The following is a 16,310-nucleotide window of genomic DNA, read 5'->3' as shown; positions in this document are numbered from 1 at the left end:
TCACCCATGAGGAGCAGCGCATGTATCAACCCTTCAATCTCAGCGGCCGCAGTGCCGTCATCACAGGCGGCAACGGCGGCATTGGCCTGGGCATGGCGCGGGCGCTGCTCGCGTCGGGCGCAAGCGTCGCAATCTGGGGGTCCAACCCTGACAAGACCGAGGCCGCACGAGCGAAGTTGGCGCAAGAGTGCGGCGACGACCAACGCGTGCATGCATTCGTGTGCGACGTGAGCGATGAGAGGGCCGTGAACGACACATTCGCGGCCTCTGTAGCGGCGCTCGGCAAGGTTGATGCGTGCTTTGCCAACGCAGGCGTGTCGAGCAAGGGCACGCCGCTGGTGGAGATGGAGTTGGATGAATTCCGGCGCGTGCAGCGGGTGAATGTCGAAGGCGTGTTCCTCACCTTTCGCGCTGCTGCGCGGCACATGATCGAGCGAGGCGAGGGCGGCTCGCTCATTGCCACCGCGAGCACGGCAGCGGTCGAAGGCGCGGCGCGCAACAGTCACTACGGCGCATCAAAAGGCGCGGTCACGTCGATGGTGCGCGCGCTGGCCGTGGAACTGGCGCGGCATCGCATCCGCGTCAATTCGATCCTGCCCGGCTGGATCGTGACCGACATGACCGAGCGCTCCGTCAACAACGAGAAGTTCGCCGCCGCCGTGCTGCCACGCATCCCGGCGCGCCGCTGGGGCGAGATCGACGATTTCGGCGGCATCGCCGTGTACCTCGCGAGCGATGCATCGAGCTACGCAACGGGCGAGCAATTCATGATCGACGGCGGGTACACGAAGTTCTGAAGCCAGCGGTTCTGGCCGGCATGGCGCTCACCATTGCGGCGCCGGGTGTGCCGGTGTAACCTGCCCCACACGAATTCGGTGCACGCTTGGAACATCCGTCCCTCCCGAACAAGGCTGCGGCCATGCAGCACGCGCGCAATGACGACAGTGATGACGTCATCTACGTCAGCGCGACGACGCGGGTTTACCGGCTGCAAGCCGCTGCGCAAGCAGGCACGGTCGTCTGCAAGGAATTCCTTGGCCCCGATGCGGCACGGCGGTTGGGCACCGAAAGAGAAGTGCTGGGGCGCCTGACCGGCATCGATGGTGTCGTGCAGCTTTGCGCCAGCCAAGGCCAGCCTCACGCATTGGCGCTTCACGATAGCGATGCCCGCCCGGTTGCGGACATCCTGCGATCAGGCGCCATGGCCTTGCCCATGGTGCTGTCGTTTGCACGGCAGCTCGCGCGGATCCTTGGCAACGTTCACCGCGCCGGTGTGATTCATCGGGACATCCACCCGGCCAACGTTCTGGTGGCCCCTGATGGGCGGGCGCTGCTGATTGACTTTGACCTCGCTGTCGTTGCCCGGTCTCATGACCAGGCGATTCACGATGGCCAGATGGTGGGCACGCTCGGCTATGCGGCGCCCGAGCAGACGGGCCGCACGGGCCGGGTCGTGGACTCGCGCGCCGACCTGTATGCGCTGGGTGTAACGCTGTACGAGATGGTCACGGGCCGGCCGCCCTTCCAGCAGGCCGACGCACTGGCGCTCATTCATGATCACCTCGTGCGCGCACCTGTCGCGCCGGGCGACATTGATCAAGCCGTGCCGCCCGCGCTCTCCGCCATCATCTTGCGGCTGCTCGAAAAAGCGCCCGAGCGCCGTTACCAGAGCGCAGAGGGCTTGCTGCACGACCTTGTGGCATTGCCCATGACGGGCGGGCCTGTGCCATCGCCCATCGAGCTGGGCGAGCGCGACTTTGCCGTGCGGCTGGCGGCGCCGGACCAGCTCGTGGGGCGCGCAGGCGAAACAGCTGTATTGCGCAGCGCACTGGCCGACGCATTGCATACAACGCGCCGCACGGTGCTGGTTTGCGGCGCAGCGGGCGTTGGCAAAAGTGCTTTGGTGGCGCAGCTGCAGCCAGTAGTGGCCGCAGCGGGCGGCTGGATCGTACACGGCAAGTTCGATCAGTTCCTGAAGGAGACTGCATCTGTGGGCGGCGTAATGCAGGCGATGCGATCAATTGGCCGCCTGCTGCTCGCGCAACCCGATGCCGCCTTGGCGCAGCACCGTGCCCGCATCCTGGCGGCGCTGGGCAGCCACGCGAGCCTGCTCACGCGAATCTTCCCGGAGTTCGAGCTGCTGCTGGGGCCGCAGCCGGGCGCACCAGAGGGCGATCCGCGCCATATGGAAGTGCAGATGCAGCAAGCCCTGGTGGACTTGATCGGGGCTGTCGCATCGCCGAGCCGGCCTTTGGTCATTGTGCTGGACGACTTGCAGTGGGCTGGTGCGCAGTCGCTGCGGATCTTCGAGCGGCTGATGAGCGACGCCAGCTTGCGCGGCGTACTGCTGGTGGGCGCCTATCGCACCGACGAGCTCGATGCGTCGCACGTCCTGCAAGCCATGCTCGCGCGTTGGATAGAGCCCCCGCAGCGAGCCGTGCAAGTCGAGCTTGCGAATCTGGATGGGACGGACCTGGCGAGCCTCATCGGTGACATGCTGCGCCTGCCTGCCGCCCGGGTGCAGGGCCTCGCGAGCGCTGTGGCGGCCTTGACCGATGGCAACCCGTTTCACACCGTCGAGATGATCAACGCGTTGCGCAACGAGGGGTTGCTCTTGCTGGGCGAGCAGGGCTGGCGCTGGGACGAAGCGGCCATCCGGCATTTCGTTGGGGGCAGCAATGTGATGGACCTGGTGTGGGTGCGCATTGCGGCGCTGCCCGCAGCGTCGCGCGAACTGCTGGAGACCATGAGCTGCCTCACGTTCGCGGTGGACTACCGCTTGCTCGGTGCGGCAGCCGGGCTTGCGGCGCCTGAACTTGAAGCGCACCTGCGGCCTTGCATCGAAGACGGGTTGATTGTTGCGCAGCAGCGCGGCGGGCAAGAGGGCCTGCGCATGCGTCATGAGCGCGTGCAGCAGGCCACGCTGGCGGCCATGAGCGAGCAGGCGCGCAGCCAGCGCCGGCTCGCCATGGCACGGCGGCTGGCGCCTGAGCCGGAGTTTCTAGCCGAGGCGGCGCAGCTGTACCAGGCGTGCCTGCCACTGCTTCAGGCGCGAGATGCTCAGCTGCAAGACGGCGAGCGCGAGATCCACCGTGCAGCACAGCTCCTTCATAGCCTGGCGCAGACACTGGCGGCCAGCGCGGCGCATCAACTGGCACATCGCTATCTTGTATCGGCCGCCGCGTTGCTGGATGGCATGGGTGAGCCTGCAGCAACGCCGCTGCGACGCCTGATCGACGCCGAACTGCATTGCGCCTTGTACACACTGGGCCGTGCAGATGAGGCCGATCCGCTCTACGAAAAGATGCAGGCGCAGATGCAGCATCCGCAGGAGCTGGTGGAGCCCGCCTGCCTGCAGATGCGCAGCCTGGACATGCGCGGGCGTATGGCAGAGGCGATGCAGATCGGCCTGCGCTTGCTCGCCCAGCTTGGAATGCACGTGCGGCTGGACCAGAGCGAAGCGCAGATCGAGCAGCGCCTGGATGCGCTCGACCCATGGGTCGCGCACGACAGCAAGATCGACCCGGCCAGTCGCGGCCAGATTCGTGACGCGCGCTTGATGGCGGTTGCCAAGCTCCTGGGCCGCACAGCCGGCTCTGCCTACCTCAGCTCTGACTTGAAGTCTTTCGTCGTGCTCCTTCTTGAGAGCCAGCGCCTGTGGGAAGAGCACGGCCCGTGCGCGGAACTGATTGCGTGCATGGGGCACATGAACGCCATGTTGATCGGCAGGCGACAGGACTTCCGCACCGGCTATCGCATTGCGCGGCATGTGGTCAACGTGGGCGAGGCATTGGGCATGCTCGCGCAAACAGCCGAGGCGCGCTACCGCTTTGCCGGCCATGCGTGCGGCTGGTTCGAGCCGCTTGAAAGCGCCTTCGAGCACGCCAGGCGCGCCTGTGAGGAACTGCAGGCGCGCGGCGACTTGTCATTCGCGTGTTACGGCCACACCTATGCCTACGGGCTGCTGCTGGACATCGCGCCCACCATCGATGTTCACGAGGCGGAAATCGAAGCGGGGCTTGCGCTGTGCCAGCGCGCGGGCAATGCGCACGCAGCGGCCATGCACACCTGCGAGCAGCAGTTCCTGCGCGCATTGCGCGGGCTGACACGCGCGCCCGACAGCTTTGACGATGAGCACTTTGCCGAACACGAATTCATGGCGCGCGTGCGGCATTTGCCTTACGTCGATTTTGATTACTTCCGTGCATTGCAGGCGCTGATATGGACAGACGCTCGCGCCCTGGCGCACCAGGCGCCGGATTTGCTGCGCCGCGTGCAAGGTGTGGCCGCCGGGTTTTTCCGGGTGCCGCACATTCAGCTTTTCGCAGCATTGGCGCAGGCCTGGCAGCTGCAAGCGGGCAGCGTGCCTGCCAGCGAGTGCCCGCAGGCCTTTGCACACCTCGAAGCATGCCGCGACTGGCTCGCAGCCCGCGCTGGCGACCAGCCCTATAACTACCTGCACCTGTTGCGGCTGGTGCAAGCCGAGCAGGCGTGGGCGCAGGGCGACCTGTGGCGTGCCGCCGCCGCATTTGATAGCGCGGTGCAGGAGAGTGCCGAGCGCGAACGTGCGTGGCACAGGGGTCTGATTGCCGAGCGTGCCGGCGTGTTCCATTGCGCGCGTGGCATGCTGGCAAGCGGTGCGAGCCTGATCCGGCAGTCGCGCGACTGCTATGCGGCATGGGGTGCTGCAGCCAAGGTTGCGCAGCTGGAGCAGACGCATGCCTTCCTGCGGGACGGCCGCGCCGAGCCCGACGCCGCTGTGCAAAGGCCCGCGCAGCACTTGAGCCCGGCAAGCAACGCAGCAACACGCGATGTGCTGGACCTGGTCGGCGTGTTGCGCGCCTCGCAGGCCTTGAGCTCCGAGATGACGCTGGAGCTGCTCACCGCGCGTGTGACTGACGTGCTCGCAGCATTGAGTGGTGCCACCAAGGTGCTGATGCTCACGGTGATTGACGGCCAGTGGTGGATGCCCCCGCACGAGGCTGGCCTGACATCGCTGCCCGTGCAAGAAGCTGCGGCGCGGGGCCTGCTGCCGATGTCTGCATTCGCGTACGCCGAGCGCACCGACGAGGCACTCGTCATCGACGACGTGCGCAGCGATGCGCGCTTTGCCGGCGATCCGTACTTCGCGCAAGTGCCGGTGTGTTCGCTGCTGGTGGTGCCGATTGCGGGGCAGGGCGGTACACGTGCGGTGCTCGTGCTGGAAAACCGTCTGGGCCGGGCCGCCTTCAACACACAGCGGCTGGATGCGGTGCGACTGATTGCGGGGCAGCTCGCTGTCTCGCTTGCGAATGCGCAGCTCTACGAGAATCTTGAAAGGCGGGTGCAAGCGCGCACGGTTGAACTCCAGCAGATGCAGGCCCGGCTGGTTGCAGCGGCGCGCAGCGCGGGCAGGGCGGAGATCGCGAACAACGTTTTGCACAACGTAGGCAACGTCCTGAACAGCGTGAACGTATCAGCGAGCGTCGTGCGGCGGACGGTGGATGCATCGAGCATCGAGCGCCTCACGCGGGGCGTTGCGTTGATGAACGAGCTGGCCACGCAAGTGCCGGACTTCATGGGCAGTGATCCACGCGGCAAGACGCTGCAGACCTACTTCAATGACCTCGTGGGCGTACTCGCCGCAGAGCGGCAGACGGCGCTCGAAGATATCGACCGACTCTCGCGCAGCATCGAACACATCATCTATGTGGTAGCGACGCAGCAGTCGCATGCGGGCCCGTCGAGCGTGCTTGAAAGTAGCCGGCCCGATTCATTGATGGACGAAGCCCTGCTGCTGGCGGCCGATGCGGTCAAGCGCAGCGGTGCGATTGTTGTGCGCCGCTATACGGCCGTGCCAACGCTCTCGCTGGACAGGCAGCGCCTGCTGGAGATTCTGGTCAACCTGATCGTCAATGCGGCGCAGGCGTTGCACGGCACGCCGCCGCCCGACCGGCGGCTGACTGTGGGCACGGACGTGATCGAGGTGCCCCTGGCAGAGGGCGGCAAGAAACTGAGGCTCACTGTCGCGGACCAGGGGGAAGGCATTGCGATGGAGAACGTGTCGCGCATCTTCGCGCACGGCTTCACCACCCGCCAGGCCGGCCACGGCTTCGGGTTGCACAGCAGCGCGCTGGCTGCGATGGAAATGGGCGGCAGGATCACAGTGCACAGCGACGGGCCGGGACGCGGCGCGCAGTTCATTGTGGAGATACCGCTGAGGCCGGCCGCCTGACTGCTGGCGGGCGCCGGACCCTTTGGCTAGAGCAGACCCGCCGCGCGCGCCCACTGGTACTTCGCGCCCAGCACTTCAACCGGCAATTCCGTCGAGTACGCATACGCGGGGATGCCGTTCTCGTAGAGGTACTGCGCCGCTTCCTCGACTTCAACGTCGCCTGCCAGTGAGGCGACCACCGGTTTGACTTTGCCCAGCGCCTTCATCTCGTTCACGATCGCGACCATGTTGCGCGCGAACACCATGGGTGGCGTCACGATGGTGTGCCAGTAACCCAGGATCAGCGCGTGGATGCGGTCGTCTTCCAGGCCGAGCTTCACGGTGTTGACGTACGTGATGGGCGGCTCGCCACCGGTGATGTCCACCGGGTTGCCCGCCGCGCCGAACGGTGGAATGAACTTGCGGAATGCCGCGTCGAGGTCGTCGGGCATGGGCTTGAGCAGCTTCAGGCCATTGTCCACGCACGCATCCGACAGCAGCACGCCTGAGCCGCCCGCGCCAGTGATGATCACCACGTTCTCGCCCTTGGGCGTTGGCAGGATGGGCACGCCGCGCGAGAGCTCCAGCATCTGGCGCAGGCTCTTCGCGCGGATCACGCCAGACTGGCGCAACACGTCGTCATAGATCTTGTCGGTGCCGGCCACAGCGCCGGTATGCGAGGCAGCGGCTGCAGCGCCCATCGATGTGCGGCCCGCCTTGAGCATGATCACCGGCTTTTTCTTCGAGACGCGCTTGGCGACTTCGGCGAAGGCGCGGCCGTCCTTCAGGTCTTCAGCATGCTGCGCGATGACCTTGGTGTTGTCGTCCTGCTCGAAGAACAGCAGCAGGTCGTCTTCGTCGATGTCCGACTTGTTGCCCAGGCCGACGATGGCCGACACGCCCATCTTCGCGCTGCGCGAAAAGCCGATGATGGCCATGCCGATGCCGCCCGATTGCGATGACAGGGCGGTGGAGCCCTTCAAGTCGTACGCGGTGCAGAACGTCGCGCAAAGGTTGGAAGGCGTGTAGTAGAAGCCGTAGATGTTCGGCCCCATCAGGCGGATGTTGTATTCGCGGCCGATGCGCTGCAGCTCTTCCTGCCCCTCGATATTGCCGGTCTCGCCAAAGCCCGACGGAATCAGGATCGCGCCGGCAATCTTCTTCTCGCCGCATTCCTTCAATGCGCTCGCCACGAACTTCGCGGGCACCGCGAACACGGCGGTATCGATCTCGTCCTCAACGTCCTTGACGCTCTTGTAGGCCTTCACGCCCATCACTTCGGCATCCTTGGGGTTGATCGGGTAGATCTTGCCCTTGTAGCCGCCGTTGATCAGGTTCTTCATCACCGAGTTGCCGATCTTGCCGGCCTCGTTCGACGCGCCGATCACGGCCACCGCCTTGGGCTTCATGATGCGGTTCATCGAGATGACCACATCCTTCTCGTCGGGGCGGAAGCGCGCGGGCTTCTGGTCGAAGTTCAGCACGATGCGCACGTCGGCAGCGATGGCGCTGTCGCGGCTGGCGAAAACCGGGTTCAGGTCCAGCTCGGAGATTTCAGGAAAGTCGGAGACGAGCTGCGACACGCCGACGATGATCTTCTGAAGTGCTTCGCGATTGACGGGGTCACCACCGCGCACACCCTTGAGCATCTCCGCCGCCTGGATGCCATCGAGCATCGACGCTGCGTCTTCGCTGGTGGCGGGTGCAAGGCGGAAGGTGACGTCTTTCAATACTTCAACGAGCACGCCGCCCAGGCCGAATGCAACGAGTTTGCCGAAGCTGTCGTCGGTGATGGCACCCACAATCACTTCCAGCCCGCCCTTGATCATCTGCTGCACCTGCACGCCGACGATGTTGGCGTCGGCCTTGTAGTTCTTCGCGTTGGCGATGATCTTGTCGTAGGCGGCAGCGGCTTCTTCAGCGCTCTTGACGCCAACGATCACGCCGCCTGCTTCTGTCTTGTGCAGGATGTCGGGCGAGACAATTTTCATCACGACCGGAAAGCCCATGGACGACGCGAGCTTCGAGGCGTCAGCCGCGCTCGAGCACACGCCTTCCTGGGGCACCGCGATGCCGTACGCGTCGCAGATTTCCTTGCCCTCGGGTGCGGTGAGCGAGTCGCGGCCGGAGGCCTTGACCTTGTCGAGGATTGCGCGGACTTTGGACTTGTCGGCCATGATGAGTGTCTCCTTGGTTTTTGTCGTCGTGCGTTAGATAACTTTGGATTCGCGCAGCGCCGCGATTTCATCCGCGCCGTAGCCGAGCTGGCCCAGCACTTCTTCCGTGTGCTCGCCCAGCAGGGGAGAGCGCGTGACTTCGGTGATGCTGTCGGACATCTTGATCGGGTTGCCCACGGTGAGGTACTTGCCGCGCGTGGGGTGGTCAACTTCCACAACCGTGCCGGTCGCGCGCAGTGAAGGCTCTTCTGCAATTTCTTTCATCGACAAGATCGGCCCGCACGGAATGTCGAACTTGTTCAGGATGTCCATCGCCTCGAACTTCGTCTTGGTCTTGGTCCATTCCTCGATGCGCGAGAAGATGGTTTTCAGGTGCGGCAAGCGCGCCTTGGGCGTTGCATAGCTCGGGTCGGTGATCCAGCCTTCTTCACCGATCACCTTGCAGATCGCGCCCCACACCGGCGCCTGCGTGATGAAGTAGATGTAGGCGTTGGGGTCTGTCTGCCAGCCCTTGCACTTCAGGATCCAGCCCGGCTGGCCGCCGCCTGAGGCGTTGCCTGCACGCGGGACTGCATCGCCGAATTCGGTGTCGGGGAACTGCGGATATTCCTGCAGCGTATGGGTGCGGTCCAGCCGCTGCTGGTCGCGCAGCTTCACGCGGCACAGGTTGAGTACGGCGTCTTGCATGGCGGCAAGCACGCGCTGGCCGCGGCCGGTGGTGTTGCGCTGGTAGAGCGCGGCCACGATACCCAGCGCCAGGTGCAGGCCCGTGCCGCTGTCGCCAATCTGCGCGCCGGTCACTAGTGGCGGGCCGTCGTCAAAACCTGTCGTCGATGCGGAGCCGCCTGCGCACTGCGCCACGTTCTCGTACACCTTACAGTCTTCGTAAGGGCCGGGGCCAAAGCCCTTGACCGACGCGACGATCATGCGCGGGTTGATCTCCTGGATCTTCTCCCACGAAAAGCCCATGCGGTCGAGTGCGCCGGGCGCAAAGTTTTCAACCAGCACGTCGCACTGCTTGATCAGGCGAATCAACACTTCCTTGCCCTTCGGGTCTTTCGTGTTGACGGTGATGGACCGCTTGTTGTGGTTCAGCATCGTGAAGTAGAGGCTGTCCACACCGTCGATATCGCGCAGTTGCCCGCGCGTGGCATCGCCTTCACCCGCCTTCTCGACCTTGATCACGTCCGCGCCAAACCACGCCAGCAGCTGCGTGCAGGTCGGGCCGGATTGCACGTGGGTGAAGTCGAGGATCTTGACGCCGTCTAACGCTTTGCTCATTGCAGTTCTCTCATCGAAGTTTCAAAACCTTTTTCTTGCTCCCTCCCCCTTTGGGGGAGGGTTGGGGTGGGGGCAGGGCGGGCAACAACCGCTGCAGTGCCCCCATCCCGGCCTTCCCCCGGAGGGGGAAGGAGGAATTCAATTCATTTCTTCTTCGCGTTCGGGTTCAGCGACGTGATGCGGCCACTCTCGGTGCCGGCTGTCTCGTCGATGATCGCGTTGATCAGTGTGGGCCGGCCGGACTTCACAGCCTCGGTCAGCGCAGCTTCCAGTTCAGCCGGTGTCGTGGCGCGCACGCCATGCCCGCCAAAGGCCTGCATCAGCATCTCGTAGCGGGCGTCTTTCACGAACACCGTGGGCGCTGCGTCCTTGCCGCCCGTCGGGTTCACGTCGGTGCCTTTGTAGATGCCGTTGTTGTTGAACACGACCACGCACACGGGCAGGTTGTAGCGGCAGATCGTTTCGCATTCCATGCCACTGAAGCCGAAGGCGCTGTCGCCTTCGATGGCGATCACCGGCTTGCCGGTGACCACGGCAGCGGCCACGGCAAAGCCCATGCCGATGCCCATGATTCCCCATGTGCCCACGTCAAGGCGCTTGCGCGGCTCGTACATGTCAACGATGCTGCGCGCGAAGTCGAGCGTGTTCGCGCCTTCGTTCACCACGATCGCATCGGGCCGTGCCTTCACCTGGTTGCGAATGACGTTGAGCGCCGAGTGGAAATTCATCGGCACCGGATTTTTCGCGAGCGTCTCGGCCATCTTGGCCTGGTTCTTCTCGCGCTTGTCGGCGATGGCGCTCGTCCAGTCTGAAGGCGCCTTGGCCCAGTCCGGGCCCATCGCAGCAACGATGGCTGCAACGCATGAGCCGATATCGCCGACCACGGGCGCATCGATGGCGACGTTGCTGTCGGCTTCCGTCGGCGAGATGTCGACCTGGATGAACTTCTTCTGGCCCGGCTCCTTCTGGCTGCCAGCGCCCCATGTCTTGCCCTTGCCGTGCGACAGCAGCCAGTTCAGGCGCGCGCCCACGAGCATCACGACATCGGCTTCGGCGAGCACTTGCGAGCGCGCGGCAGACGCAGATTGCGAATGGTTGTCAGGCAGCAGGCCCTTGGCCATCGACATCGGCAGGTAGGGAATGCCGCTTATTTCGACCAGCGCGCGGATGTCTGCATCGGCTTGCGCATACGCTGCGCCCTTGCCAAGAATGATCAGCGGCTTCTTCGCGTGCTTGAGCAGGTTGACCGCGCGCTGCACCGCGTCTTGTGCGGGGATTTGTTTGGGCGCAGGGTCCACCACCTTGATCAGCGACTTCTTGCCAGCCGCCGCATCCATCGTCTGCGCAAACAGCTTGGCGGGCAGGTCGAGGTACACGCCGCCGGGCCGGCCCGAGACAGCAGCGCGAATCGCGCGTGCAATGCCCACGCCGATGTCTTCTGCATGCAGCACGCGGAACGCGGCTTTGCACAAGGGCTTGGCGATGGCGAGCTGGTCCATCTCTTCGTAGTCGCCTTGCTGCAGGTCAACGATCTCGCGCTCGCTGGAGCCCGAGACGAGGATCATCGGGAAGCAGTTGGTCGTTGCGTTGGCAAGCGCAGTCAGCCCGTTGAGGAAACCGGGCGCCGATACGGTGAAGCAGATGCCCGGCTTCTGCGTGAGAAAGCCGGCTGCTGCAGCGGCATTGCCCGCGTGCTGCTCATGGCGAAACGAAATCACCTTCATGCCTTCGGCCTGCGAGATGCGAAGGAAATCGGTGATCGGAATGCCGGGCAGCGCGAAGATCGTGTCGATGTCGTTGAGCTTCAGCGCATCGATGACGAGGTGCCATCCATCAGTGGTTGCGGGAGCTTGGGGGGTCGGGGTTGCCGATTCGGCTTGTTCCAGTACTGCGGACACGTGGGGCTCCTCGAGATTGCGGTCGTAGGACTATCATAGGAATCACACCGCGCTTGTGCCTTGACCGTGGTCAATTTTAGGGAACTTCGCGCTGTGCAGCGCGCTTTGCTTTTCGCCATGATCGCTGTCGACAACCACGCTGAAAAAAACGTCATTCGCCTCCAGCTTGCGCACAACATCGTGCTCAAGGGCATGACGGCGGCGCAGATGCTCGAGCTGGAGCCGCACCTGGTCGTGGTCGATTGCGCCAAGGGCGACGTGCTGCTCAATCAGGGCGTGCACGAGATGGAGCAGTACTTCATTCTTGAAGGCATCCTGAAGCGCGTCGTGGCCAACCAGGAAGCCAAGGAAATGATCCTGCGCTTCACGGATGAAGGCGAGATGGAAACAAGCTATGCCGCCTGGCGCCTGGGCACGCCCACGCCTTACAGCATCGTCTGCGTGACGAAGGCGCGGGTGGTCAAGCTGGGCATGCGCGAGTGGGTTGCGTTCCTGGAGCGGCACCAGGGGCTGAAGCAATCATTCGAATACAACGTGATGCACCTGATGAGCGAGATCATGGCGCACACGATCACGCTGCACCTGCTCGACGCGCCGGGCCGCGTGAAGCGCTTCATGCGCAAGCACGCCGAGCTGTTCGACCGCATTCCCAAAAAGGAACTCGCGTCTTACCTGAACCTGTCGGCAGAGACGCTGAGCCGGCTCAAGCAGCGCGGGAAGATTTAGGGGGTGCTTGTGGCGCTCTGTGGGTTCGGGGTAGCAAATCCGTGTGCGGGTGGGCTATGTCGCGCGGTCGTGGTGTCCTTTCGGTCTCGCTTGTCGCGTGACCTTCAGGCAACCTGCGCTGGGCAGGCTCGCGGCGCTGCGGCATAACTCGCTGCGCCTGAAGGCTCCACTCGGACAGATGCCGCAAGTCAGTTCACGTCCCGCGTTGCTCGATCAGCTTGCTCACGCAAGCACTCGTAGCAACGCAGCGCCACAAGCCCACCCATCGCAGGCACCACGCCCTGATTGCGCGCCACAGCCCACCCGCACACGGCTTTGCAGGACAGAGCGGTAGTCGATCAACACGTTGTTGCATGACCGCTCTGATCACGCGGCGCGTTCGTGGTCTTCCAACTCGTCGACAGTCCACCGCACTGTCCACGTCACGTCAGGTGGTGTGCGGTGTTGTACCGCAATCAGGGGTGGTGGCTGTCAGGCGGGTTGCGGCAGCGGAGCGGGGCTATGTGCAGCACGCGCAGCGTGCGAAACGAGCCACGCGGGACCTTCTGACTTGCGACATCTGTTCGAGTGGAGCCTTTAGGCGCAGCGAGTTATGTCGCACCGCTGCCGCAGCCCGCCTGACAGCGAAGTCAGCGCGACAGCGCTGACCACCGCACCGCGGGACAGCACCGCACACCGCCTGGCGTGACGCACCCCGAACAGTAGACCGACAACCAAACCCGGTCGAAATTGGAATCTGACCCCAATTCAATCGGCTCAAGCAGCGCGGGAAAATCTAAACGTCGCCCACGCGGCTCAATCAACCGGTTGCTCCTGCGGCAGGTCCTTCGGCTTTGGCTTGCGGACCTTCGCGAGCAGCCTCGACAGCAGCGGCCAGAAGAGCAGGATCATCGCCAGCGTCGAGATCGTGCCCACCAGCGGGTTCGACCAGAGAATGCCGACTTCGCCTTGCGACAGCAGCATCGCCTGGCGGAACGAGTCTTCGGCCTTGTCGCCCAGCACGAGCGCGAGCACGAGCGGTGCCAGCGGGTAATCGAGCTTCTTGAATACGTAGCCGATCACGCCGAAGACCATCATGAACCAGATGTCGAGCATCGCGTTGTGCACGGTGTAGGCGCCAATGGCGCAGATCACCACGATCACCGGCGCGATGATCGAGAACGGAATGCGCAGGATCGATGCGAACAGCGGCACAGTGGTCAGCACCACGATCAGGCCAACGAGGTTGCCCAGGTACATCGACGCGATCAGGCCCCACACAAAGTCTTTTTGCTCGACGAACAGCAGCGGGCCGGGTTGCAGGCCCCAGATCAGCAGGCCGCCCAGCAGCACGGCAGCGGTGGGCGAGCCCGGAATGCCGAGGGCCAGCATCGGCAGCAGGGCGCTCGTGCCCGCGGCGTGCGCCGCTGTCTCGGGGGCGATCACGCCTTCGATCTGGCCGGTGCCGAACTTCGCGCCGTCTTTCGACATCTTCTTGGCCAGGCCGTAGCTCATGAAAGAGGCCGGCGTTGCACCGCCGGGCGTGATGCCCATCCAGATGCCGACGAGCGAGCTGCGCACCGACGTCATCCAGTATTTCGGCAGCGTCTTCCAGGTTTCGAACACCACCTTCGGGTTGATCTTGGCTGTCTTGCCTGAGAACGCGAGGCCTTCTTCCATCGACAGCAGGATTTCACCAATGCCAAACAGGCCAATCACGGCGATCAGGAAGTCGAAGCCGCGCATCAGGTCGGGCAGGCCGAACGTCAGGCGCAACTGGCCCGTCACCGTGTCCATGCCCACGGCTGCCAGTGCAAAGCCAATGGTCATCGACGCAATGATTTTGAAGGGCGATCCTTTGCCCATGCCGACGAAACTGCAGAACGTCAGCAGGTACACCGCGAAGTATTCAGGCGGCCCGAACTTCAGCGCGAACTTCGCGACCAGCGGCGCGAGGAAGGTGATCATCACCACGGCCACGAATGCGCCAATGAATGACGAGGTGAATGCGGCCGTCAGCGCCTGCCCGGCATAGCCGTTCTGTGCCATCGGGTAGCCGTCGAATGTGGTTGCGACGGACCACGGCTCGCCCGGAATGTTGAACAGGATCGAGGTGATCGCGCCGCCAAACAGCGCGCCCCAATAAATGCACGACAACATGATGATCGCCGACGTGGGCGACATCGTGAAAGTGAGCGGCAGCAGGATGGCCACACCGTTCGCGCCGCCGAGCCCCGGCAGCACGCCAATGAGCACACCGAGCACGATGCCCACCATCATCAGCAGCATGTTCATCGGCGTCAGGATGACGCTGAAGCCATGGAAGAGTGCGTTGATTTCTTCCATGGTCAGTAGCCCAGGAAGTGCAACGGGTCGAACATGCCTTTGAACAGCGGCACCTTGAACCAGACCTCGAACATCAGGAAGAACACCACATTGATGCACACGGCAGTGATGACGCTTTTGACCGGCGAGTATTTGCCCAGCACGATCATGAAGCCGGCGATGTAGATCGCCGAGGCGACATACAGGCCGATGACCTGCACGGCCAGCACGTAGATCACAGCGGGGATGAGCACCTGCAGCACGCGGCGCAGCTGCGCCCTGTCGACAAACACTTCCATGTCACGCTCTTTGGCCATCAGCGCCTGGTAGAGCGCGCCTGCGCCAGCGATGCACATGAGCAGCCCGATGTAGAACGGAAAGTAGCCGGAGCCGGGCCCGTCGCTCGTCCACTTCGAGCCGAGTGACCAGCTGCCCTGCAGCACGAGCAGCCCCAGCAGCATGATCAGCGTGGCGACGACCGCCTCGACGACATAGTTGGCCACGCCGGTGCGTTCCGGCTGAATTTCCTGTTCTTCCATCGGGCGCCTTCTCCTGCGTTGTTATGTTTCGCCGATTGTTCAACTGCTCATCAAGCCAGCCGCCTACTTCGCCATGAAGCCGGCTTCCTTCATCAGCTCGCGGTGGTCGTTCTCGGCCTTGCCCAGCCACTTGACGTAGTCGTCGCCCGTCATGCTGGTCTGGTTGAATGCACCCTTCTCCATATAGTCTTTCCACTCCGGCGTTTCACGCACCTTCTTGAGGAGGTTCACGTAGAAGTCGGTCTGTTCCTTGGTCACGCCCGGTGCCATGAACACACCGCGCAGCATGGTGTAGGTCGTTGGCACGCCGGCTTCCTTGCAGGTCGGCACGTCGTACCACGACTGCTTGTCGGTGATCTTTGCCTTGTAGGGCATGCGCTTGTCGTCGAACACGCACAGCGCGCGCAGCTGGCCGGCGCGCCACTGCGCCACAGCTTCGATCGGGTTGTTGACAGTGGAGTCGATGTGCTTGCCCACGAGCTGCACGGCCACTTCGCCACCGCCCTTGAACGGCACGTAAATGAATTTGGTGCCCGTGGCTTTCTCGATGCCCACCGTGAGGATCTGGTCCTCCTGCTTGGAGCCCGTGCCGCCCATCTTCATCTTGCTCGGGCCGGCAGCCTTGGTGGCGTCAAGGTATTGCTTGGCCGTCTGGTAAGGCGTCTCCGCGTTGACCCAGAGCACGAAATTGTCGAGCGCCATCATCGACACCGGTGTCATGTCGCGCCAGTTGAAGGGCACGCCGGTGGCAAGCGGTGTGGTGAACAGGTTGGAGAGCGTGACGACCAGTTTGTGCGGGTCGCCCTTGGAGCCCTTGACGTCGAGAAAGCCCTCGGCGCCTGCGCCGCCCGACTTGTTGACGACGATCATCGGCTCTTTCATCAGCTTGTACTTGATGACGACGCCCTGGATGAGCCGGGCCATCTGGTCGGCGCCGCCACCCGTGCCTGCGGGCACCACGAATTCCACCGCCTTGGTTGGCTCCCATGCCGCCTGCGCAGCGGGCGCCATCGTGACCAAGGCCGCAGTCACGGCCACAGAAAGTGCGGATTTCAGGATGCAAAGTCGGGTCATGTGGACGGGTCTCCTTGATGTGAAGGCATTCGGGGCACGACGACGCACGGCGCATGCTGCTGCGAACTGTGGCCCGATGTTCTTGACGCGGGTCAAGAATGGCGAAATTCAGGGTTTG

9 protein-coding genes are annotated in these 16,310 nt (G+C 63.8%); 3 read left to right on the top strand and 6 right to left on the bottom strand.

Translation table 11 applies throughout. The features are described from left to right. The first annotated feature begins 20 nt into the window (after nt 1–20). A complete protein-coding gene (locus GHT07_RS08415) occupies nt 21–797 on the top strand; it encodes an SDR family NAD(P)-dependent oxidoreductase (protein ID WP_153584645.1) in 777 nt (258 codons plus the stop codon). A 122-nt stretch (nt 798–919) separates the two neighbouring features. Then, entirely contained in the window at nt 920–6,214 is a 5,295-nt protein-coding gene (locus GHT07_RS08410; RefSeq protein WP_153584644.1) for a trifunctional serine/threonine-protein kinase/ATP-binding protein/sensor histidine kinase, read from the top strand. 26 nt (nt 6,215–6,240) lie between these two features. Here the strand turns inward: GHT07_RS08410 and GHT07_RS08405 are convergent, their stop codons facing one another. From GHT07_RS08405 to oxc, 3 genes are all read right to left on the bottom strand, one after another. Further along, complete coding sequence (locus tag GHT07_RS08405; protein ID WP_153584643.1) at nt 6,241–8,370, bottom strand: acetate--CoA ligase family protein; 2,130 nt, start codon at nt 8,368–8,370, stop codon at nt 6,241–6,243. A gap of 33 nt (nt 8,371–8,403) precedes the next feature. Beyond that, nucleotides 8,404–9,651 (bottom strand): formyl-CoA transferase, encoded by a 1,248-nt coding sequence (gene frc, locus GHT07_RS08400; RefSeq protein ID WP_153584642.1) that lies wholly within the window; start codon nt 9,649–9,651, stop codon nt 8,404–8,406. Nucleotides 9,652–9,794: 143 nt separating this feature from the next. Further along, complete coding sequence (gene oxc, locus GHT07_RS08395; protein WP_407646603.1) at nt 9,795–11,549, bottom strand: oxalyl-CoA decarboxylase; 1,755 nt, start codon at nt 11,547–11,549, stop codon at nt 9,795–9,797. Between the two features lie 117 nt (nt 11,550–11,666). On the opposite strand from oxc, the gene GHT07_RS08390 reads away from it, so the two are divergent. Further along, nucleotides 11,667–12,275, top strand: coding sequence for a Crp/Fnr family transcriptional regulator (locus tag GHT07_RS08390; protein WP_153584641.1), 609 nt, complete (start codon nt 11,667–11,669; stop codon nt 12,273–12,275). Between the two features lie 795 nt (nt 12,276–13,070). On the opposite strand, the gene GHT07_RS08385 is transcribed toward GHT07_RS08390, so the two are convergent. From GHT07_RS08385 to GHT07_RS08375, 3 genes are all read right to left on the bottom strand, one after another. Next, on the bottom strand, nt 13,071–14,600 hold the full coding sequence (locus GHT07_RS08385) for a tripartite tricarboxylate transporter permease (protein ID WP_153584640.1): 1,530 nt from the start codon (nt 14,598–14,600) through the stop codon (nt 13,071–13,073). Nucleotides 14,601–14,602: 2 nt separating this feature from the next. Then, a complete protein-coding gene (locus GHT07_RS08380; RefSeq protein WP_153584639.1) occupies nt 14,603–15,118 on the bottom strand; it encodes a tripartite tricarboxylate transporter TctB family protein in 516 nt (171 codons plus the stop codon). A gap of 63 nt (nt 15,119–15,181) precedes the next feature. Continuing rightward, a complete protein-coding gene (locus GHT07_RS08375; protein WP_228488253.1) occupies nt 15,182–16,129 on the bottom strand; it encodes a Bug family tripartite tricarboxylate transporter substrate binding protein in 948 nt (315 codons plus the stop codon). Nucleotides 16,130–16,310: the final 181 nt, after the last annotated feature.

The sequence above is a fragment of the Caenimonas koreensis DSM 17982 genome (assembly GCF_009646335.1).
Lineage (GTDB): Bacteria > Pseudomonadota > Gammaproteobacteria > Burkholderiales > Burkholderiaceae_C > Ramlibacter > Ramlibacter koreensis.
Note: the sequence above shows the minus strand (reverse complement) of the source record. Positions and strands in the feature narration are given on the sequence as shown.